16 protein-coding genes and 2 tRNA genes are annotated in these 20,082 nt (G+C 68.7%); 7 read left to right on the forward strand and 11 right to left on the reverse strand.

The features are described from left to right. Positions 1–8: 8 nt before the first annotated feature. From IRZ30_RS03530 to IRZ30_RS03545, 4 genes are all read right to left on the reverse strand, one after another. Entirely contained in the window at positions 9–1,967 is a 1,959-nt protein-coding gene (locus IRZ30_RS03530; protein WP_294083007.1) for a S9 family peptidase, read from the reverse strand. A 128-nt stretch (positions 1,968–2,095) separates the two neighbouring features. Next, a complete protein-coding gene (locus IRZ30_RS03535; protein WP_294083009.1) occupies positions 2,096–2,623 on the reverse strand; it encodes a DUF402 domain-containing protein in 528 nt (175 codons plus the stop codon). A 5-nt stretch (positions 2,624–2,628) separates the two neighbouring features. Beyond that, complete coding sequence (locus IRZ30_RS03540; RefSeq protein ID WP_294083012.1) at positions 2,629–3,972, reverse strand: phosphomannomutase/phosphoglucomutase; 1,344 nt, start codon at positions 3,970–3,972, stop codon at positions 2,629–2,631. Positions 3,973–4,093: 121 nt separating this feature from the next. After that, positions 4,094–4,852 (reverse strand): Nif3-like dinuclear metal center hexameric protein, encoded by a 759-nt coding sequence (locus tag IRZ30_RS03545; RefSeq protein WP_294083013.1) that lies wholly within the window; start codon positions 4,850–4,852, stop codon positions 4,094–4,096. A 185-nt stretch (positions 4,853–5,037) separates the two neighbouring features. Between IRZ30_RS03545 and IRZ30_RS03550 the strand changes: the two genes are divergently transcribed. The 3 genes from IRZ30_RS03550 to IRZ30_RS03560 all read left to right on the forward strand — a co-directional run bounded on the left by IRZ30_RS03550 (position 5,038) and on the right by IRZ30_RS03560 (position 6,292). Further along, on the forward strand, positions 5,038–5,961 hold the full coding sequence (locus IRZ30_RS03550; protein ID WP_294083015.1) for a PHP domain-containing protein: 924 nt from the start codon (positions 5,038–5,040) through the stop codon (positions 5,959–5,961). Between the two features lie 73 nt (positions 5,962–6,034). Next, positions 6,035–6,110, forward strand: a tRNA-Thr gene (locus IRZ30_RS03555). A 109-nt stretch (positions 6,111–6,219) separates the two neighbouring features. After that, positions 6,220–6,292, forward strand: a tRNA-Thr gene (locus IRZ30_RS03560). Positions 6,293–6,321: 29 nt separating this feature from the next. Here the strand turns inward: IRZ30_RS03560 and IRZ30_RS03565 are convergent. Further along, positions 6,322–6,723 carry a hypothetical protein gene (locus tag IRZ30_RS03565; RefSeq protein WP_294083017.1) on the reverse strand — a complete coding sequence of 134 codons (402 nt, stop codon included), beginning with the start codon at positions 6,721–6,723 and terminating at the stop codon, positions 6,322–6,324. A gap of 146 nt (positions 6,724–6,869) precedes the next feature. Then, a complete protein-coding gene (locus IRZ30_RS03570) occupies positions 6,870–9,566 on the reverse strand; it encodes an HAD-IC family P-type ATPase (protein WP_294083019.1) in 2,697 nt (898 codons plus the stop codon). 294 nt (positions 9,567–9,860) lie between these two features. Here IRZ30_RS03570 and IRZ30_RS03575 point away from each other — a divergent pair, with 294 nt between their 5' ends. Beyond that, complete coding sequence (locus IRZ30_RS03575; RefSeq protein WP_294083021.1) at positions 9,861–10,241, forward strand: hypothetical protein; 381 nt, start codon at positions 9,861–9,863, stop codon at positions 10,239–10,241. Between the two features lie 367 nt (positions 10,242–10,608). Here IRZ30_RS03575 and IRZ30_RS03580 read toward each other — a convergent pair whose 3' ends face one another. Both IRZ30_RS03580 and IRZ30_RS03585 read right to left on the reverse strand, forming a co-directional pair. Further along, entirely contained in the window at positions 10,609–11,523 is a 915-nt protein-coding gene (locus IRZ30_RS03580) for a ribonuclease Z (protein WP_294083022.1), read from the reverse strand. Positions 11,524–11,554: 31 nt separating this feature from the next. Beyond that, entirely contained in the window at positions 11,555–12,256 is a 702-nt protein-coding gene (locus tag IRZ30_RS03585; RefSeq protein ID WP_294083023.1) for a class II aldolase/adducin family protein, read from the reverse strand. Positions 12,257–12,410: 154 nt separating this feature from the next. Between IRZ30_RS03585 and ggt the strand changes: the two genes are divergently transcribed. Next, entirely contained in the window at positions 12,411–14,018 is a 1,608-nt protein-coding gene (ggt, locus tag IRZ30_RS03590) for a gamma-glutamyltransferase (protein WP_294083025.1), read from the forward strand. A gap of 14 nt (positions 14,019–14,032) precedes the next feature. On the opposite strand, the gene IRZ30_RS03595 is transcribed toward ggt, so the two are convergent. Further along, positions 14,033–14,560 (reverse strand): DUF3090 domain-containing protein, encoded by a 528-nt coding sequence (locus IRZ30_RS03595; protein ID WP_294083026.1) that lies wholly within the window; start codon positions 14,558–14,560, stop codon positions 14,033–14,035. A gap of 205 nt (positions 14,561–14,765) precedes the next feature. Between IRZ30_RS03595 and IRZ30_RS03600 the strand changes: the two genes are divergently transcribed. Continuing rightward, a complete protein-coding gene (locus IRZ30_RS03600) occupies positions 14,766–15,971 on the forward strand; it encodes a cellulase family glycosylhydrolase (RefSeq protein WP_294083028.1) in 1,206 nt (401 codons plus the stop codon). A 37-nt stretch (positions 15,972–16,008) separates the two neighbouring features. Here IRZ30_RS03600 and IRZ30_RS03605 read toward each other — a convergent pair whose 3' ends face one another. Then, the gene (locus IRZ30_RS03605) at positions 16,009–17,052 is read right to left on the reverse strand and encodes an AIR synthase family protein (protein ID WP_294083030.1); all 1,044 of its coding nucleotides are present in this window, start codon (positions 17,050–17,052) and stop codon (positions 16,009–16,011) included. Further along, positions 17,049–18,194 carry a 6-phosphofructokinase gene (locus IRZ30_RS03610; protein ID WP_294083032.1) on the reverse strand — a complete coding sequence of 382 codons (1,146 nt, stop codon included), beginning with the start codon at positions 18,192–18,194 and terminating at the stop codon, positions 17,049–17,051. The genes IRZ30_RS03605 and IRZ30_RS03610 overlap by 4 nt, the downstream gene beginning before the upstream one ends. A 391-nt stretch (positions 18,195–18,585) precedes the next feature. Here IRZ30_RS03610 and proS point away from each other — a divergent pair, with 391 nt between their 5' ends. Then, positions 18,586–20,037: a proline--tRNA ligase gene (gene proS, locus IRZ30_RS03615; protein WP_294083034.1), complete on the forward strand. Its 1,452-nt coding sequence runs from the start codon at positions 18,586–18,588 to the stop codon at positions 20,035–20,037. The last annotated feature ends 45 nt before the right edge of the window (positions 20,038–20,082 follow it).

Consider the following 20,082-nt stretch of genomic DNA (forward strand, 5'->3'; position numbering starts at 1 on the left):
CCGTGGCGCTAACCGGCCTCCTCCATGAACCGGATCGGGATCGGCTCGACGTCGCCGGAGGGCTTGAAGCCGAAGACGCGCGCGTAGAAGTAGTACACGGCGTCCAGGGAGCGGCGGATGTTCTCGGCTTTACGGAAGCCGTGCTGCTCGCCTTCGAACGCGATGTAGGCGTGCGGGATCCGGTTGGCCTCCAGCGCCGCCACCATCGCCTCGGCTTGCGACGGTGGGACGACGGCGTCTTCCAGTCCCTGCAGCAGGATGATCGGGCATGAGATGCGGTTGGCGTGGTAGAGCGCAGACCGCTCGCGGTAGAGATCCTCTGCTTCCGGATAGGGTCCGATCAGCCCGTCGAGGTAGCGCGATTCGAACTTGTGCGTGTCGCGGGCCAGCGCGGCGGCATCGGCCACGCCGAAGTAGCTGGCGCCCGCGGCGAAGACGTCGGTGAAGGCCAGGGCGCAGAGCGTCGTGTAGCCGCCGGCGGAGCCGCCCTCGATCGCCAGTCGATCGCCGTCGACTTCGCCTTGCTGCGCCAGGTAGCGAGCGGCGTTGACGCAGTCGGCGACATCGACGATGCCCCAATTGCCCTTCAGCCGCTCCCGGTAGGCGCGACCGTAGCCGGTGCTCCCGCCGTAGTTCACGTCGACGACGGCGAAGCCGCGGCTCGTCCAGAACTGGATCTCCAGGTTGAGCGCCGAGGTCGTCTGGCCCGTCGGCCCGCCGTGGCTGAGCACGAGCAGCGGCGGCCGCTCGCCCTCCGGCCCGATGAAGTCGCGGTTCGCCGGGCGGTAGAAGAGCGCGTGCGCGGTGAGGCCGCCGTCGGTCGGGAACTCGATTGGTTCCGGTATCGAGAGATAGCCGGGGTCAAGGTCGACGTCCAGGCTCTTCCGGACCACCGTCGCGTTCCCGGTTTGGAGGTCGATCGAGGCCACGCTGGCCGGGTGCGAGGCGGAGGCGGCGATCACCCAGACCTGATCGCCTGCGGGGGCGGTGCGAATGGAGCGGAACGCGGTGAAGCTCGTCTCGACCGGCTCGACGCGGCCGCTACCGGGCGTGATCACGCCGAGGTGGGTCAGCCCCCGCTGGCTGTAGAGGCAGGCGATGCGACCGTCCTGCAGGAAGTCGTAGGTCGTCAGGCCGAACACCCACTGCGGTACCCCGAACTCGGCGTCCATGGGCGCGAGCGGGATCAGCTCTCCGTCTTTCAGGGCGTAGAGGTTCCACCAGCCCGTCCGGTCGGAGATTAGGTGCAGCGTGCCGTCCGGGCTCCAGGCGGGCTGGAAGATCGACTCCTCGGGTCCACCCGCCACGTGGAGCACGTCGCTGAGTGTGCTGTCCTGGTTGAGCGTGCCGACCCAGAGATCAGTCCCGTCCCAGGGCATCCGCGGGTGGTCCCAGGTGGTCCAGACGAGGCGGGTGCCGTCGGGACTGACGCGCGGGAAGGAGTAGAAGTCGTGCCCCTCGGCGATGATGCGCGGTTCGGCGCTGCCGTCGGCGGGGAGGGCGACCAGCCGGTTGTGCACCTGCCCGTCGGGGGCGTGCTCCTCCTGGACACAGATGATGAGCCGGCCGTCCTGCGTCACGCAGCCGTCGGCGTAGCGGAGCGATCGCGGCGCGGGCGGCTCCGGCGTGATCGGCCGAGGTTCGTCGCCCGGATCCTGGCGGTAGAGCCGCTGGTCGGCGAAGTTGGTGAAGAAGACGGTGTCTCCGTGCAGCCAGAAGGCGCCGCCGCCGTACTCGTGGACAAGGGTGCGGACGTTGAATCCCTGCGGGGTGACGTCGGTGACGGTCCCGTCCGCGGTCCGCTTCACGAGCACGCTCCGGCCGCCCTCCGTCGGACGGCCTTCCAGCCAGTAGACGGCACTGTTTGACACCGCGACGGCCCCGAGGGCGATACTGGCCGATGCGATCAGGTCCGAGCGGATGGGCGACTCCCACGAGCCGTACGGCGCGACTCTCGGTGTGGGCACGTTGCAGGCTCCCTTCGCTGCGGTTCGTTCTCTCTCCGGCGACCGCGGGCTAGCTTAGCCGAGCGGTGACGGACCCGCCAGGGCGCGGAGGCACCGCCGTCGCGATCGCCAACAAGGGCGGGTGCGGCTCACGCTGGCGCTTCGGAGAAGGGGAATGCACGCGTCCGGGCGCGCTCGATCAGTTCATCACGGGCACTCAGGATCATCTGGTACAGCGCCGGGTCGCGGCTCGCGAGCCCGGCGCGGTCGAGCTCGTCCTCATCAAGGGTGAGGAGGCGCCCGTCGGGGTAGACCACGACGTCGATGTACAGGTCCTGCCAGTAGACCGTGCCGTCCTCGATCCAGCTTGGATAAGTGACGTTGCAGTACCAGCCCTTGAAACGGTCGTCCTCGGTGAAGAGGGCGAAGGCGTTGTACGGCCGGGTCAGGCTGAAGTATTCGACGAACACGTCCCGCGGATCGAACACCAGGTACCCCAGGTCTTTCCGCTCGAAGACCCAGTAGGCCCGGGCGACGACCCAGTCCTCCGGACCGGGCACGGCGTGGCCCGGGTAGCGTGCCGCTTCGCGTCCGTCGGGAGTGAGCTTGACGATAGTCAGGTTCGTGCCGGGAGCGAGCCTAGGGGTGGGCTCGCCCCGGCCGCTGGGGGTTTCCACCTCGCTTATCCCTGTCGGATGACGGAGAGGACGGCCTGGGTCTTCTCCTCGAGCAACGCCGGGTCATTGGCCTCCACGTTGAGGCGTAGCAGCGGCTGCGTGTTGGACGGCCGGACATTGAACCACCAGTCGGGATAGCTGACGGTAAGTCCGTCGAGGTAATCAAGCTCCCCGTCCGAGAAGCGGCTCTCGAGCCGCCGCAGCACGGCCTGCTGGTCCGCGACCTCGCTGTTGATCTCGCCCGAGCGGAAGTAGGTGTCGAGCGGCTTGAGCGCCTCGGACATGGTGACGCCCTCCTGCGAGAGCAGTTCGATCACGGTCAGCGCCGCGATGATGCCGGAGTCGGCGTACCAGTTGTCGCGGAAGTAGAAGTGCCCCGAATGCTCCCCGCCGAAGATCGCGTCGTGCTCTCGCATCTTGGCCTTGATGAAGGAGTGCCCCACGCGGGAGCGGATCGGCTTGCCGCCCTCGCGCTCAATGGTTTCCGGCACGGCGCGCGAGCAGATCAGGTTGTAGACGATGCTGGCACCCGGGTGCTTGCGGAGGAGCGACTTGGACACGAGCGCGGTGATCATGTCGCCGCCGACGAACTGGCCGTGCTCGTCCAGGATGAACATCCGGTCGGCGTCACCGTCGAACGCGATCCCCAGGTCGGCCTTGTGTTCGAGCACGGCGTGCCGGAGGTCGACGACGTTCTCCGGCTCCAGCGGGTTGGCCAGGTGGTTCGGGAAGCGGCCGTCGAGTTCGAAGTAGAGCGGCACGACCTGAAGCGGCAGCCGGCCGAAGACCGCCGGGACCACCTTGCCGGCCATGCCGTTGCCGGCGTCGACAACGACCTTGAGCGGCCGGACGGACTTCGTGTCGATCAGCGACAGGACATGGTCGGCGAAGTCGTTGAGGATCTCCTTGGAGTGCACCGTCCCGGGCGAGGGAGGATCCGGGAACTGGTCGCGCAGGACGAGGTCGCGAATCTCCCCGATCCCCTGGTCCATGCTCAGCGGGCGCGCCTCCTGGCGGCACAGCTTGAAGCCGTTGTACTCCGGCGGGTTGTGGGAGGCGGTCACCATGACGCCCGCGTCGTAGCCCGACTTTCCGACGGCGAAGTAGAGGCTATCGGTGCTGACCAGGCCGATGTCGCAGACGTCCGCGCCCTGGTCGAGGATCCCGTCGATGATGGCGCTCGCCAGGGCGGGTGACGAAATGCGCATGTCACGCCCGACCACGACCTGCTTGGCCTTGAGGTAAACCACGAGCGCCCGGCCGATCTTGTAGGCGATCTCCGGGTTGAGCTCCTGCGGGTAGACGCCCCGCACGTCGTACGCCTTGAAGATCTCCGCGACGTTCTGCATCGTACTCCCCATCTGTGCTGGTGGCCACGCACCGGCACGCGGCGACGTGGGCCAGGGCGGAACGACGGAACCGGATCACGCCCCTTCACCATGATAGTAGCAGGACAGAGGGTGGGGCGGGCTAAATCGGATTGGGATCGGGGATGAAGCGTGTCTCGACCCCGAAGCGTCCTCGGAGCACCTCGCCCAGCGCCTGGACGCCGAGCCGCTCGGTTGCCTCATGACCACCGGCCAGGACGGTGATCCCCAGCTCCCGCGCCAGCGCCATCGTCGACTCGCGCACGTCGCCGGTCACGAGCGCGTCGCAGCCGGCCGCGACCGCCTCGTCGAGCGCGGAGTAACCGGAGCCGGAGAGGATCGCCACCCGCCGGAGCGAGCCGTCATGACCGTTGAGCACCACGGGTGCCCGCTCGGTCACGCGTTCCAGCCGGCTGATCAGGTCCGGCACCGTGAGAGGCTCGGGCGGCTTAGCGATCACGCCGATCGGCTGTCCCTGGACCTCGGCGAAGGGGGCGATGACGCTGAGGTCGAGTGCGGCGGCGAGGCGGTGGTTGTTGCCGACCTCCGGGTGCGCGTCGAGGGGCAGGTGGTAGGCGATGAGGTTCAAATCCGACGCGAGCAACCGCTTCAACCGCTCGCGCAGGGGACCGACGATCGGCCCGCTTCGCTCACCCCAGAGCAGCCCATGGTGGACGAGCAGCACGTCGGCGCCCCAGTCGAGGGCCGCGTCAATGGTGTACTGGCTCACACTCACGGCCGTGGCGACGCGGCTGACGGTATCGCGCCCCTGCACCTGGAGGCCGTTCACGGCAGCGTCCCGGAAGCGGTCCACCCCAAGGTACTCGGCGCAGAACGCCACGATGGCGTCACGGTCGGCCATCCCCCACCTCCCTCATCCACGTTTCAGGCGGGCACCGCGTGCACGGTCCCCTGTGTCCGCACACATTCTGCCACGGGGCGCGGACGGAGGCGCCCGGGCATGCGTCCGGGGAGACTATAATCGGGGGCGTCCTCCCGTGGCAGCCGGGAGGTCACGCGCCGGATGGCAGACTGGTGGGAGAGACCATGACGCCCGAATCGTTCGTTGTCCAGGCCGACGACCCCGTCGATTTCCACCTCCACACCCGGGCGAGCGACGGGGGGTGGACGCCACACCAGTTGGTTGACCACCTCGTCGAGCACGGATTCAAGGTCGCGGCGGTGTGCGACCATGACACGATGCGCTCGGTCCCCGAGGCCATAGAGCACGCGGCCAGCCGCGGCATCCTGATCATCCCCGGCGTCGAGGTGACTACGTGGTGGGAAGACCGCCAGTGGCACCTGCTGGTCTACGGCGCCGACCCGACGAGCGAGCGCGGGCACGGCTTCGGCGCGCTGCTGGCTCGCCAGGCGGACGAGCTGGCCGCCGCGGCGGAGCGGGGCATCATGGCGCTGGAGTCCCACGGCCACGCCCTCCCGTCGCTTGAGGAAGTCGTGGACGGGCGTCCCCTGCTGCCGGTACACGTGCTGCTCACCGCGATCAAGGACGGCCACGCTTCCAACCTCCAGACGGCGCACCAGCTCGTCATGCGGTACGGGGAGACGCTACGAGTCGACGTCCCGCTGGAGGAGACGGTGAAGGTGGCGCACGAAGCGGGAGGCATCTGCGTCCTGGCCCATCCGGGGCGGAACGACGGCGGCGGTATCCTCAGCCCGGAGCAGCTCGACAGAATGCTGCAAACGATCCCGATCGACGGCCTGGAGGCGCACTATCGCTCCTACACGGAGGACGACACCGAGCACTACCGGGCGATGGCCCATGAGCGCGGACTGCTGGTGAGCTGCGGCTCCGACTCGCACGCGCCCAACTTCCCGGTCAACCCGCGGCCGTACCCGGCCCGCTGGGTGGTCCCGTTCCTGGAGCGGCTCGGTTGCGAGGTCGCCGGCTTCGACGGCACGTCCTGGCACCGCGGGGCCGATGCCGTCCTTCAGGCGCCGAAGACGTCGTAGGGTAGGCGGCGAGGCGACGGGCTTCCCGGTCTGGACGCAGTCGCCGTTGTTGGGGTATAGTTACAAGCGCTGTGCCCACGTAGCTCAGGAGGCAGAGCACATTCTTGGTAAGAATGAGGTCCGGGGTTCGAATCCCCGCGTGGGCTCCACATCCTCCCAAGCTCAGAAAGATGTGGGCAAGGGGGGATGACACATCAGAGAGAATGTGCTATACTCTCCAGCGCCAAGCGATGGCGCGGCCGGTACCGGCCAGGACAAGCCGATGTAGCTCAGTTGGTAGAGCAAGTGTTTCGTAAACACTAGGTCGTCGGTTCGAGTCCGACCATCGGCTCCGGAGACCGCCCGAGCGGGCGGTTTTTTTCATGCCCCTTCCATCGGCCAGTGCGATGCCTCGTAGGCCAGCGGCAGCTCGGCGCTAGTCACGGCGCCGCCTGTGCCTGCCTCCGCGCCGGCGTGGAACCGTGGATCACCGATCGCAAAGCCGCGCGCGATTTGCTCCCCTTCGACCAGATAGCCGGCCAGGCGCTCGGTGAACGCGCGGACGTCCGCGTTGTTCCAGAACCGCTCGAACTGGACCTGGAAGTCGTCGCCGCTCAGGCCGAACTGGAGGACGCAGAAGCCGCTGCCGACGTAGGTAGTGAACTCCGCGAAGCCGGCGTCGGCGAGTGCGGTCGCCGGCAGGTGCTCCAGCGCGCGGCGCAGGCCGACTTCGTCGCCGGTCTTGAGTCGGGCAACGTAGACGAAGCGTCGGGTTCTTGCCATGCCGGTCACTCCTTCTCATCCCTGAGTCGACGTCGAGAGGCACCGGGCCAGCGCTCGTCTCCCGCGTGACCCGCCACCCGGGGTTGGGGCCTGCGAGCCGCGATCGACACTCGCTGGCGAGCGACGGGGCAAAGTCCATGCCGCGCCTAGCGGCTCACCCGGCGCACGCGCTTGTGCACCTCGACCGCCAGCAGGACCATGACTCCGACCAGCACGATCCGCACCCAGGCGTCCAGAGAGATCGGCTCAAGTCGGAGCAGGTACTGAGTCGGAGGCAGGTAGAGCGCGATGATCTGGAGCGCCACGCCGCCCAGGGTCGCAAAGAGGAGGAACGGGTTCGAGCGCGGATCAACCCGGAAGGAGGAGCGCCAGAGCGAGCGGACGTTGAAGACCTGGAAGGCTTCGACAACCACGAGCGTGGTCAGCGCGACGGACCGCGCGGCGGTGAGCGACCCGGAGGTGTCCAGTTCCCAGCGGAACAGCAGCAGAGTGCCGAGCGCGGCCAGCACCCCGGCGATGGCCACCCGCTCCCAGAGGACCCGCGAGAGGATCGGCTCCGATCGCGGGAGGGGCTTGCGGTCGAGCACGTCGCGTTCCGGTGGTTCGAACGCCAGGGCGATGTCTTGCAGGCCCTCCGTGGCGAGGTTGAGCCAGAGGATCTGGGCTGCCAGCAACGGCAGCGGCCACCCGGCAGCGACGGCAGCGACGACGGCGACCACCTCGGCGACGTTGGTGGCGACGAGGAACAGGGTCACCTTGCGGACGTTGTCGAACGCGGTGCGGCCCTCCTCGACCGCGGCGCAGATGGTCACGAAGTTGTCGTCTGCCAGGACCATGTCCGCGGCTTCGCGGGCGACATCGGTGCCGCTCCGACCCATGGCGACGCCGATGTCGGCGGCGCGCAGCGCCGGACCGTCGTTGACCCCGTCTCCGGTGACGGCAACGACCTCACCGCGCTCCTTCAAGGCCGCGACGATGCGCAGCTTGTCCTGCGGGGTCACACGGGCGTAGACCGGCACCTCGGCTACCGCGCTCCGGAGGGTGTCGGCGTCCATCTCCGCGAGATCCTCGCTGGTGAGCACGCGTGCGTTGTCCCCGGCGATCCCCAGGTCGCGCGCGATGGCCGCCGCGGTCACAGCGTGGTCCCCGGTGATCATCAAGACCCGGATACCGGAGCGATGACAGCGTGCGATGGCCTCACGGACGCCTGGTCGCGGCGGGTCGATCATCCCCTGGAGTCCGGCGAAGATCAGACCCCCGGCCTCGACGGCGGTCGCGGTGTCCCGCGGAGGCCGATCGAGCGGCCGGTACGCCATTGCCAGCACGCGCATCCCATTGCGCGCCATGTCGTCCACGGCTTCTTGGACGGCCGCCTTGTCGAGCGGCACGACCGCCTCTCCCCGCCGCATCCGGTCGCAGAGCGGCAGGATGCGCTCCGGGGCGCCCTTGACTGCCAGCAGATACCCATCGCCGGTGCGACGCAGGCTGGCCGAGTACCGCCGCTCCGCTTCGAATGGGACTTCGTCGACGCTCGGGTAGCGGGCGCGCTGATCCTGCGGGTCCACGCCGGTGCGGTGGGCCGCGATCAGGAGCGCGGCCTCGGTTGGGTCGCCCGTGACGTGATAGCCGTCGCCGGTGGGGTAGACAGCGGCCTCGTTGGTGAGGACGCCGATGAGGAGCGTGTCGTAGACCGGATTTCCGGGCCGCACCGGTTCCGGCTCGGAGGACAGCGCGTGGGTGGTGCCCGGCTCGACGGTCCGCCCGCCGGACCAGACCCGGCGCACCGTCATGCGATTCTCGGTGAGGGTGCCCGTCTTGTCGGAGCCGATCACGGTGGTGCTGCCGAGCGTCTCCGCCGCGGGGAGGTGCCGAATGATCGCATTGCGCCGGGCCATCCGGCGGACGCCGGCCGCGAGCGTGATGGTCAGCCCCACCGGCAACCCCTCGGGCACCGCCGCGACGGCGAGCGCCACCGCCACGAGCACTATGTCCACCGCCCCCTGCCCCTGCGCGACACCGATCGCGACCGTGGCGGCGGCCGTCACCGCCGTGTATAGGGCAAGGCTCCGGGCCAGATGCGCCACGCGCTGCTGGAGCGGGGTCGCCGTGTCCTCCGCCTCGCGCAAGGCGCTGGCGATCCCACCGAGCTCCGTGTTGACGCCGGTGTCGACGACGTACCCCCGGCCGCGCCCCGACACGACCACCGTGCCTGAGAAGGCGAGGCTGGACCTGTCGCCGAGCGGCGCAGTCTCCGGGACCGGGTCTGGATGCTTGGCGACGGGGACCGATTCCCCGGTGAGCAGCGATTCATCGACCAGGAGCGACGTCGCGGTCGTCAGCCGGAGGTCTGCCGGGACCCGCGTGCCCGACTCCAGGAGGACGACGTCGCCGGGCACGAGTTCCCGGCTGGGCACGTCACGCTCGATGCCGTCACGGACGACGCGGGAGTGCGGCGCGCTGAGTTGCCGGAGCGCGCGCAGCGACGTTTCCGCCTGCCGCTCCTGGTAGAGCCCGATGGCGGCGTCCAGCAGAAGCGCGAAGGCGATGACGATGACATCGACCGTCTCACCGATCAGGAGGCTGATCGCCAGGGCGACGAACAGGATGTAGCTCAGCGGACTGCGGAACTGGCGGAGCAGCAGGACCAGGAGCCCTGGCGGCGGCTCCTCACGGATCTCGTTCGGGCCGAAGCGGGCGAGCCGTGCCGCTGCCTCTGCGTCGGTCAGCCCCGTGTCAGATGTGCCGAGGCGCGCGCGGACCTCGTCGGCCGGGAGGGCGTGCCAGGGAGGAGCGTCGGTGGGGCGGCCGGTACAGGTATCGGTTGCGGCGGATCGGTTCCGCACGAGCACTCCCTCGGTTGTAGATCAGCCGGGCGCATCGCGCAGGTGGCGATTCGCCCGACATCAATGGTACCGCCTCGACCTCAGAGACCCTGCGGCGCGGGAGACGGTTGGACCTGCTCGGGTGCCCAGGTGCCCGCCGGGGAAACGTTACGACGCTGTCAGAATCCGCCTCCATTCCCGGGCCGCGACCGCATACTAGGACTTAACGATCCCCGAGGCACAGGCCGTGCGACCGCCTCCCTCGGGTACAATGGCCGTGGGCGCGATTTGCGAGTCGCGCAGGAAGGGGCCGGGATGGTGGAGGACACGTATCCGTATCGGGAGTTGCTCCAGCGGGTCATCTCGCCGGTGGCCCTGTCGATCCTGGAGCGCATGACCCCGGTCATCAGCAGCATCTACGACCTGGACGAACTCCTGGACGCCCGCCTGCCGGTGACCGAGCAGGCAATACATGAAGAGCAATTCACCGAGCGTCTGGCCCGCATCGTTCGGCTGCTTCCGCCCGGAATCAGTCCGATGCCGAACGAAGTCTTCACCGCGATCGAGTTCCTGATCTATCAGATCCGCGGTGAGCCGATCCGGCTCGGCCTTGCGATCGCGCGCCTGGAAGAACTGAGCTACGAGATCAAGGCCGACCCCACGCTGCACCAGCTTGTCACCGGCCGGGCTAACTGAGCGGTCCGAGGGGACAGTACCCTGTGCCCGACCCATGCGGGTTCGGGTAACCATCCGTCGTGGCCGCTGGGCTGGGATGTCGCTGAGCCTCCGCCAGGTGTCTTTCCCAATCACGCACCGAGCGCATACACCGTCTCGGTGAGCGTCCTGTGTCGACGCCCACCAATTCGCGCTGTCCCGTGTGCGGCGGTTAACGGGAGCGGAACCGTCCGAGTCGAAGGATCGCCGGCGCGAGATTCGTCGCTTCACTCACGGTGACAGGTCTCAGGAAACGATGGGACTTGTCATCATCTGCTGGGCAAATGCCGGAAAAGGATCCCGAACCTGCATCGCGGTCTCTGCCGTCTCCTCGGCCGAAAGCCCCTCGCTATTCGTCGTCCGGGAACGCCAGGGTGAGGGTGCGATGGGCACGGCCGATTTCGGTGTTGGGGAAGATGTTTCGCGCGAGAGGCAGGTAGGCGCCGGGGTCGGTCAGCGCGGGGCTGAAGTGGGTGAGCCACAGGCGCTTGACCTCGCCGGTAGCGGCGATCGTGGCCGCTTCCTGGAAGATCATGTGTCCCCGCTCGACCGCGCGGTCGAGCATGTCGGGGTCACCGTACATCCCTTCGCAGACCAGCAGGTCGGCACCACGGACGAAATCCGGGAGTTCCGGGGTAGGCCGCGTGTCCGTCACGAACGCCACGGTCAGCCCGCGGCGGGGTGGGCCGAGGACCTCCTCCGGCTGGATCGTTCGCCCGTCCACGGTCACCGACTCGCCGCGCTGAAGGCGGCTCCAGAGGGTGATCGGCACGTCCAGCGCGCGGGCGCGGTCGGCGTCGAAGCGCGGGGCGCGCGGGCGGTGGAACGTGTAGGCCAAGCAGGGCACCCGGTGCTCGACAGCCAGTGAGCGGAGCGTGAGCCCGGCGGGGAGGTCCACAGTCTCTCCCCCGGTGAGTTCCCGAACCTCCACGGGGAAGGGAAGCCGGGGAACGATGACCCGCATGGCGGCGACGGCGGCCGCGGTGCCGGGCGGGCCGTAGATGGCGACCGGCTCGACCCGTTCGGCATGGGCCACGGTGTAGAGCACGCCGGGGAGTCCGGCGACGTGGTCGGCGTGCAGGTGGGTAAGCACGATCGTGCCCAGATCACGGAAGCCCCAGTTCGTGGAGCGCCAGGACATCTGCGTCCCCTCACCGCAGTCGCAGAGGATGATGTGCCCCTCGCAGCGGAGGAGCAGCGCGGAGAGCCAGCGGTTCGGGAGCGGCATCATGCCGCCGGTGCCGAGGAGACAGGCGTCGATCATCGGGCAGCGCCTCGTGCCAGCGCCAGCCTTGTCACGGGCCGGCCTCCTCGGGTTGCGCGGCCTGCGCGAATGTGTCGCGCCGGTGCAGCGCCTCGCCGATGAGATCCTGGGGGATCTCCCGCGCGCCACCGAGCAGATCCGCCTTCAGGGTGAACTGGGCCGCTTCCTCCAGCACGAAGACCAGGCGCACCGCGCTCTCGATGTCCCGGTCGAAGACCAGCACCCCGTGGTTGGCCAGCAGGACGGCCTTGGTCTTTGGGCCGAGCACGTCGAGGATGTTGCGTACCGAGCGCTCTGAGCCGCGCGGTCCGTAGGCTGCCACCGGGACAGGTTCCGTCACGTCGAACCGGATCATGGCCTCGTACACGGGCGGGATCGGCCTCCCGGCAATGGCGAAGGCGGTGATGTGGGGTGAGTGGGTGTGAATGATCGCGCCGACATCCTCCCGCGCCCGGTAGATGGCGGCGTGCATCTGGATGATCTCGCGCGCGGTTGGGGTGAGGCTTCCGCGTAGCCCCTGTCCGTCGAGGTCAAGCAGGGCCAGATCGTGCCGTTCCAATCGGTCCAGCGTCCCGCCGCCGGTCAGGACGAAGGCGCTCGCACCGGGGATGCGCGCGCTGATGTTGCCGTGCTGGCTCAACGAGAGGGCGCGGCCCTCGACGAGTGCGCGCGCTGCAGCGAGCACGCCCTCCTCAGCGGTTTCCAGAGCCCGAGCATCGATGGTGTCGGCCATGGATCAGCTCCCTTCCGCGCGGCGTCCGCCGCGACGCTATGATAGCCCCCTGCCCCGCCGCCGCAAGAGCCGCGCCGAGCGCGGCGGATGTGTAGTACGATCGACCTGTTGCACAGGAGTCCGGTTGCGCGGTGCTGAGCGAGGGGGAGAGACGATGACCCGGGTGCTGGGACGGCCGACGACGATGGCCGTCGAGGGGATGGTGGCGACGCCGCACTACCTGGCCAGCGTCGCGGGCCTGCGGGCGCTCCAGGCTGGGGGTAACGCCGTCGACGCCGCCGTGGTGGCCAACGCGGTGCTGACGGTTGTCTACCCGCACATGTGCTCCCTCGGCGGCGATGCCTTCTTCCTGATCTGGGATCCCAGTGAAGGGCGCCTGCATGCGCTGAACGGGAGCGGCCGGTCCCCGGCGGCGGCCAGCATCGACGCGCTGGTCGCGGCGGGGCACACGACGATGCCGCAGCGGGGTGCGCATGCGGTGACTGTGCCGGGCACGATTCACGCCTGGGAGACGGCCCTGGACCGATTTGGCACGTTCGGCCTGGCCGACCTGCTGCAGCCGGCCATCGCCTACGCTGAGCGCGGTTTCCCGGTGACTCCGGGGCTGCGCGCGGCTATTGCTCAGGCCCGGCCGCTCCTGGAGCAGCAGGATGCGGCGGCGCGGCAGTTCCTGCCGGAGGGGCAGGTGCCCGCGGCGGGCGACGTGCTGCGGCAGCCGGATCTGGCGGCGTCGTTGCGCCTGATCGCCGGACGCGGGGCCGATGCCTTCTACAAGGGTGCGATTGCCCAGGCGATCGTCGATACCCTCCGGGAGCATGGGGGCCTGATGACGCTCGACGACTTGTCGGCCCATCGCTCCGACTGGGTCGAGCCGCTCCGCACGACCTACCGCGGGTTGGAACTGGTCGAGTTGCCGCCCAACACCCAGGGTGTGACCGCGCTGCAGATGGCCAACATCGTCGAGGGGTTCGATGTCGCGGCCCTTGGCTTCGGCAGCCCGGAGCTGATCCACCTTTGCGTTGAGGCGAAGAAGCTCGCCTTCGTGGACCGCGACCGCTACGTCACCGATCCGGAGCGCGTTCCCATCCCGGTCGAGCGGCTGATCGCGAAGGAGTATGCGGCGGAGCTGCGCCGGCGGATCGACCCCGACCGCGCGTGGGCGCCGGGTGCTGATCGTCCCGGTGGTGGGGACACGATCTACCTGTGCGTCGTCGACCGAAACGGCATGGCAGTGTCGCTCATCCAGAGCATCTTCCAGGGCTTCGGTTCAGGCCTGGTCGCGGAGGGCACCGGGATTGTGCTCAACAACCGGGGCGCGTCGTTCACGCTGGACCCCGATGCGGCCAACCGGCTTGAGCCGAGCAAGCGCCCCATGCACACGCTGATCCCGGCCATGCTGCTGCGGGACGGCCAGCCGTGGGTCGTCTTCGGCACGATGGGTGGTCACGGCCAGGCGCAGACGCACCTGCAATTGCTGCTGAACCTGGTCGACTTCGGGATGGAGCCGCAGGAGGCGATCGAGGCGCCGCGCTGGGTCAGCGGGCGGGGTACTCCGGATGACCCGGCGCATGTGCTTCGGATCGAGCCGGGGTTCGGCGAGGCGACGATCGAGCGGCTACGAGCCATGGGCCACGAGGCGCGACCCACCGAGCCGTTCTCGTCGCTGATGGGTCACGCGCAGATGATCCAGATCGACCGGGAGCGGGGGATCCTGCTCGGTGCCGCCGACCCGCGCGCAGACGGCTACGCGCTCGGATGGTGAGGGTCAGGCCGCGCTCACTCGGGCGTCCAGGGCAGGTGCCCGTTGTTGTGCGGGCAGACGTGTCCCTCGGGACCGATCGGTGCGCCGCAGCGCGGGCACCGTGGCCGTCCGGCGGCGACAACGCGGGCGATCTCCTCCGCGAGCGCCATGGCGGCCGGCAGGGTGGCCCGCCCGGCGAAGATGGGGGCGTCATCGTCGTCCTGCTCGATGTCGTGGGCGAAGATCGCCAGTTGGTGCCGCTCGTCGTCGTAGCCGATGGCCATCTTGCTGACGACGTATTCCGGCGCGGTGGGGGGAATGTCCCCGTTCAACGGCGCCGGATCGGGTTCCAGGTCATCGACCGGGTACCCCGCGGTACCCAACTGTTCGATCAGTTGCTCCACGGCGAGCCCGAGCGCTCGGAGTTGCTCCTTCTCCATCCAGAGCGAGACGAGGTCGCCCTCGGTCCCAGCGATCAGCCGGAAACGGCGGTGGCCCGGCTCGCCGATCGCTTCGGCGACCAACACGGTGAGCAGTTCGAACTCGTGATGCTCAAAGGCCACGGGGTGCTTGACTCCTCCCGGAACAGACCTCGTCCGTATCCATCCGAGCATACTACACGCGAGAAGACGTGCAAGTCCGGTGCGCGGACCGCGAATCGGCGAGGGACCGTACGGGTTCTCATTCGTCATACGGAGGGGACGGGGCGGACCCGTGCCAGCGGGCCCACCCCACGAATCGAGGAAAGGGAAGGGTTCCAGACCAGTCATGAGACGAATCGCACTCTTCGTGCTGCTGGTGATGGTCGCCACGATGGTGGTCGCCTGCGGTGGGGGATCGTCCACGCCGACTCCGGCGGGCGAGAGCACCAGCACCGCACAGGCAAACCCGACGGCCGGTGAGGCGTCGCCCACCGCGACGGCGAGCAATGGGGCGCCGTCCGGCGAGACGGGCAGCCGAAACCTCATCTACGGCTTCAACGTCTTCGCCCGCGGCGACGACCAGGGCGCGGAGTTCAACGATAAGGTCATCGACATGGTGACCGGGGCCGGGTTCGACTGGGTCCGCATCCAGATCGAGTGGAGCCAGTTTGAGCGGGCTAAGGGCCAGTGGGATCCCCTCCCCACCGACCGCATCGTCGACCAGTTCGAGGCCCGTGGCGTCAACGTCCTTGCCACGATTGTGAAGGCCCCGGATTGGGCGCGTGACCCGAGCGGCCAGCAACTCCTGAGCGACTACAACGACTTCGCCGAGTTCGTGCAGTTCGTGGTCGGCCGCTATCACGGCAAGGTCGACGCGTGGGAGATCTGGAACGAGCAGAACCTGGCACATGAGATGGGAGGCACGGTCCGGGTCGAAGACTACGCCAAGATGCTGGAGGCGGCGTACCAGGCAGCGAAGTCGGTTGACCGCAGCGCGGTCATCGTCTTCGGCGGCCTGACGCCGACCGGGGTGAACGACCCCAGCGTGGCGATCGACGACGTGGCGTATCTGGAGTCGTTCTACGCGCTGGAGAACGGCCGCTACGCGATGTACTTCGACGTGCTGGGAGCGCACGTGAATGCGACGAACCACCCGCCGGACAAGATGTTCCCCGACAACCCGGGCGAAGGGAACTGGGCGGATCACCCGAGCTTCTACTTCCGGCGGGCCGAGCAACTGCACGAGGTGATGGCCAAGTACGGTGACCCGCGGCCGGTGTGGATCACCGAATTCGGCTGGACGACGGCCAACCAGGCGCCGGGGTACGAATACGGTGCCGACGTGAGCGAGCAGGACCAGGCAGACTACCTGGTCGGCGCGTTCAAGTGGGCCCAGGAGAACTGGCCGTGGGCGCGCGGCATGTTCGTCTGGAACCTGAACTATTCCGTGATCACGCCCCCGGAGGATGAGAAGCATCCGTGGAGCGTCCTCAACGCGGACTGGTCACCGCGGCCCGCGTACGAGGCGCTGCGCGACATGCCCAAGCCGTAGTCGCGTACCAGTCTTCGGCGCGACACGACCCCGCGGCCTAGTGAGCCGCGGGGTCGTCATTTTGTTCGGCGAAGAAACGCGCGATTTCGTCGACCGGGAAGCTCGGCAGCGGTGCCGTCGTCCCGTTCGTGGTCAGCGTTGCCTCGTGTGGGTCGGCCGTGAGCCGGCCGATGGCGGCGGCGGGAATGCCGGCCTCATGGAGCGCGGCAAGCGCGGTGGACACGCCCTCCGGCGCGACGACCGCCAGCAGCGCGCCGGAGGCGATCAGGCCAAGCGGATCGAGCCCGAGGGCGTCGCAGAGCGCCTGCGTCTCCGGGTAGATGGGGATTGCATCGCCGTCGACCGCCAATCCCAGGCCGGTCGCGGCGCCCAGTTCGCGCAGGCCGGTGGCCAGACCGCCCTCGGTCGGGTCATGCAGCGCATGGAGCTGTGGGCCGAGGGCGTCGCGCAGGATGCGGGCGGCCGGGACGACGCTCAGACCGGGGTCGTGGAGGAGACGGGACGCGTTTTCGATGATGGCTTGGTCAACCTGCCCGGCCAGCGTTTCCGCCATCTCGCGCGCGAGAATCGCGGTGCCCTCGATGGCGATCCCCCGTGCCAGGATGATGGTGTCGCCCGCTCCGGCGCTGCTTGGATCGACAAGTTGTTCCAGTTCTGCTTCGCCGGCCATGAGCCCGACCATGATCGGCCGGTCCAGCCCGGCGGTGATTTCGGTGTGGCCGCCGACGAGGCGGACACCGACCGCGTCGCAGCCCTCACGCAGGCCCGCGAAGATGCGCTCGACGAGCGCCGAAGTGGTGTCGTGTTCCGGAAGCAGCGTGGTGACCAGCATCCAGCGCGGTGTGGCGCCCATACAGGCGATGTCGTTCGCGTTGACGTGCGCGGCGTACCACCCGATCTCATCCGTGGCGAGAGTGATCGGGTCGGTTTTCAGCACCAGCAGCCGGTCGGCAAAGCGCACCACCGCGGCGTCTCGACCGATGCCCGGGCCGACGACCACCGAGGGGTCCGACTCGATCGAGGCGAGCAGCGACGCCAGGAGCTCCGGCGGGAGCTTCCCCGGCGGCAGCGTTTCCGTCATGCACGCTCCTGTCTGACTCGCTCCTCCGGCTTCACATCGCCGAAGGAGATGCCGATCTCGCGCGCGGTCCGCACGGCCGAGTGGTCGACCGGGACGTGCCGCGGCCCACGGCTCGGCTCAGCGAGGGGGACGGAGGTGACCGAGTGCGGGCGCTGGCCTGCCAGGTCACCGCTGACGCCGACCATGTAGCCCAACGCGCCCTCCGCGATCAGGTCGACCGCGGCCGCTCCGAACACGGATCCGAGGACCCGGTCGCGGGCGGTCGGACTGCCGCCCCGCTGGAGGTGACCGAGCACGACCGAGCGCACCTCCTGCGTAATCGTGGTGGCCAACTCGCGGCGGAGCCACTCACCGATGCCGCCGTAGCGTCGTTCGTAGGGGAGATGCCCGATCTGCTCGTAGATCGCCTCGCCGCCTTCGGGTTGAGCGCCTTCGGCGACGACGATGATGGTGAAGTGGCGGCCGAGCGCCTGGCGCCGCTGGATCGTTTCCCGGATGGCGTCGAGATTGAACGGGATCTCCGGGATCAGGATCACGTCGCCGCCACCGGCCAGGCCGGAGTGGAGCGCGATCCAGCCGGTGGTGCGGCCCATGACCTCCACGATCATGACGCGGTGGTGGCTTTCGGCCGTGGTGTGCAGCTTGTCGATGGCGTCGGTCACCGTGTTGACGGCCGTGTCGAAGCCGAAGGTGACCTCGGTGCCGCGCACGTCGTTGTCGATCGTCTTGGGCACGCCGACGACGGGGGCGCCCAGGGTGTGGAGATGGTGCGCGATGGATAGCGTGCCGTCCCCGCCGATCACCACCAGCGCGTCGATTCGGTGTTCCTCGATTCGCTTCAGGACCTCACTGCTATAGTCGCGGGGAGCTTCGTCACCTGGTGCGGCATAGGAGAACGGGTTGCAGCGGTTCGAGGCGCCCAGGATGGTCCCGCCGCGTGGCAGGATGCCGCGCACGCAGTCGAGCGTGAGCTCGACCCAGCGGTCGTGGATCACCCCTTCAAAGCCGTCCTGGAACCCGATCACCGACCACCCGTGGTCGAGGATGGCTGCCTTTGTCACCGCCCGGATGACTGCGTTGAGACCGGGGGCGTCTCCCCCGCCGGTAAGGACCGCAATCCGCTTCCGTCCCTCGACTGCCATAGCGCCTCTCCCCTGCCTAGCGTTCCGTCCCCGGCGCCGCCACCCACTGTCGACCTCCGATCGTGGCACGCACGGTCGGGACCAACGGCCGTGACGGTCGACGGGCCGGCCGGGCTGCGGCGACTGCTATAATGCCACGCTGTAGTCGGCCGTCCGGAGACGGGCTCTCCGGCATTCTACACAGAGCGCAGTGATGCATCGGCGAAGTGGACGCGGAGACGGGCTCCTCCGCACACACAACGCAGCACGGTGCCCGGCGCCGCTCCCCCACTTGGGGGGCGGCTGGGGTGGCATCCCCGCGCCTCCCAGCAGGGGCAAGGCCCCTGCATGTGGACGTGTGGCTGTGAGCCGCGTGATGATCGTGTGATCGTGGGAGGATAGGGGACCACCGATGAGCGACGAGCGAAAGTACGTCGAGGAACTGAGCGACGTGGAGGACGACTTCGACCGCTGGTACGTCGAGGTCGTCCGCAGGGCGGAGCTGGCGGACGAGTCGCCGGTGCGGGGCACGCGCGTGGTGCGGCCCTACGGCTTCGCCCTGTGGGAGAACATGCAGGCGGAGCTCGACCGGCGGATCAAGGAGACGGGCGTCCAGAACGCCTACTTCCCGCTGTTCATCCCGAAGAGCATGTTGGAGCGCGAGGCCGAGCACGTAGAGGGCTTCGCGCCGGAGGTCGCATGGGTGACGCGGGGCGGCAATAAGGAGCTTGAGGAGCCGTGGGCGGTGCGCCCGACTTCTGAGGCGATCATCTGCCCGATGTACGCGCGCTGGGTCCAGTCGTACCGTGACCTGCCGATCCTCATCAACCAGTGGAACAGCGTCGTGCGCTGGGAAGAGCGCCCGCGCGCCTTCCTCCGCTCGCTGGAGTTCCTCTGGCAGGAGGGCCACACGGCCCATGCGACGCTGGAGGAGGCGGAGGAGCGGACGCGCCTGATGCTCGAGGTCTACCGCGATTTCGTCGAGACTGAGCTGGCGGTCCCGGTGATCCCGGGTCGGAAGACGGAGTCGGAGAAGTTCGCCGGCGCGCTCCGGACCTACACCATCGAGGCGATGATGGGCGGCAAGAAGTGGGCGCTCCAGTCCGGCACCTCGCACAACCTGGGCGACCACTTCGGCCGTGTCTTCGGGATCGAGTTTCTCGACCGGAACGGCGAGCGGCGCTACGCCTTCAACACGAGTTGGGGGCTGAGCTTCCGCATGGTCGGCGCGGTCATCATGGTCCACGGCGACGACCGGGGCCTGAAGCTGCCGCCGCGCGTGGCACCGATTCAGGTCGTGATCGTCCCGATCTGGCGTAAGGAGGCTGAGCGCGAGGCAGTAGAGGCCGCGGTCGACCGCGTGCGCGATGCGCTGCTGCCGGTCGCGCGAGTCTTCGTTGATCGGCGCGACGACAAGACGCCGGGCTGGAAGTTCAACGAGTGGGAGCTTAAGGGCGTGCCCGTGCGGCTGGAGATCGGGCCGCGCGACGTGGCCAACGACCAGGTCACGCTGGTGCGTCGCGACACCCACGAGAAGCAGTCGATCTCCATCGCCGACCTGGCGGGCCGGATCCCGGAGATCCTGGGCGATATCCAGGCCAACCTCTTCGCCGCCGCGTCTCGGATGCTGGCCGAGAACACGGTTGAGGTCGACAGCTACGACGTGCTCAAGGAGCGGGTCGCGGCGAACGCCGGTTTCTCCCGTGCCTACTGGTGCGGCAGCGCGGCGTGCGAGGAACGGGTCAAGGCCGAGACCAAGGCGACGATCCGCTGCATCCCGTTCGAGCAGCCGGAGACGCCGGGCCGGTGCCTCGTCTGCGGCGAGGAGGCCCAGCAGCAGGTGATCTGGGCGCGAGCGTACTAGCGTCCGCTGAAAACCCAAGAACACGGAGCGCCCCGCTCCCGTCCA

It is taken from the genome of Sphaerobacter sp. (assembly GCF_019683595.1).
Lineage (GTDB): Bacteria > Chloroflexota > Chloroflexia > Thermomicrobiales > Thermomicrobiaceae > Sphaerobacter.

What these genes read in the sequence shown, in the direction of transcription:
- IRZ30_RS03540 (WP_294083012.1), bottom strand. Translation starts at nt 3,972, where the DNA reads ATGCAGAACGTCGCGGAGATCTTCAAGGCGTACGACGTGCGGGGCGTC.
- IRZ30_RS03545 (WP_294083013.1), bottom strand. Translation starts at nt 4,852, where the DNA reads ATGGCCGACCGTGACGCCATCGTGGCGTTCTGCGCCGAGTACCTTGGG.
- IRZ30_RS03550 (WP_294083015.1), top strand. Translation starts at nt 5,038, where the DNA reads ATGACGCCCGAATCGTTCGTTGTCCAGGCCGACGACCCCGTCGATTTC.
- IRZ30_RS03565 (WP_294083017.1), bottom strand. Translation starts at nt 6,723, where the DNA reads ATGGCAAGAACCCGACGCTTCGTCTACGTTGCCCGACTCAAGACCGGC.
- IRZ30_RS03575 (WP_294083021.1), top strand. Translation starts at nt 9,861, where the DNA reads ATGGTGGAGGACACGTATCCGTATCGGGAGTTGCTCCAGCGGGTCATC.
- IRZ30_RS03580 (WP_294083022.1), bottom strand. Translation starts at nt 11,523, where the DNA reads ATGATCGACGCCTGTCTCCTCGGCACCGGCGGCATGATGCCGCTCCCG.
- IRZ30_RS03585 (WP_294083023.1), bottom strand. Translation starts at nt 12,256, where the DNA reads ATGGCCGACACCATCGATGCTCGGGCTCTGGAAACCGCTGAGGAGGGC.
- ggt (WP_294083025.1), top strand. Translation starts at nt 12,411, where the DNA reads ATGACCCGGGTGCTGGGACGGCCGACGACGATGGCCGTCGAGGGGATG.
- IRZ30_RS03600 (WP_294083028.1), top strand. Translation starts at nt 14,766, where the DNA reads ATGAGACGAATCGCACTCTTCGTGCTGCTGGTGATGGTCGCCACGATG.
- IRZ30_RS03605 (WP_294083030.1), bottom strand. Translation starts at nt 17,052, where the DNA reads ATGACGGAAACGCTGCCGCCGGGGAAGCTCCCGCCGGAGCTCCTGGCG.
- IRZ30_RS03610 (WP_294083032.1), bottom strand. Translation starts at nt 18,194, where the DNA reads ATGGCAGTCGAGGGACGGAAGCGGATTGCGGTCCTTACCGGCGGGGGA.
- proS (WP_294083034.1), top strand. Translation starts at nt 18,586, where the DNA reads ATGAGCGACGAGCGAAAGTACGTCGAGGAACTGAGCGACGTGGAGGAC.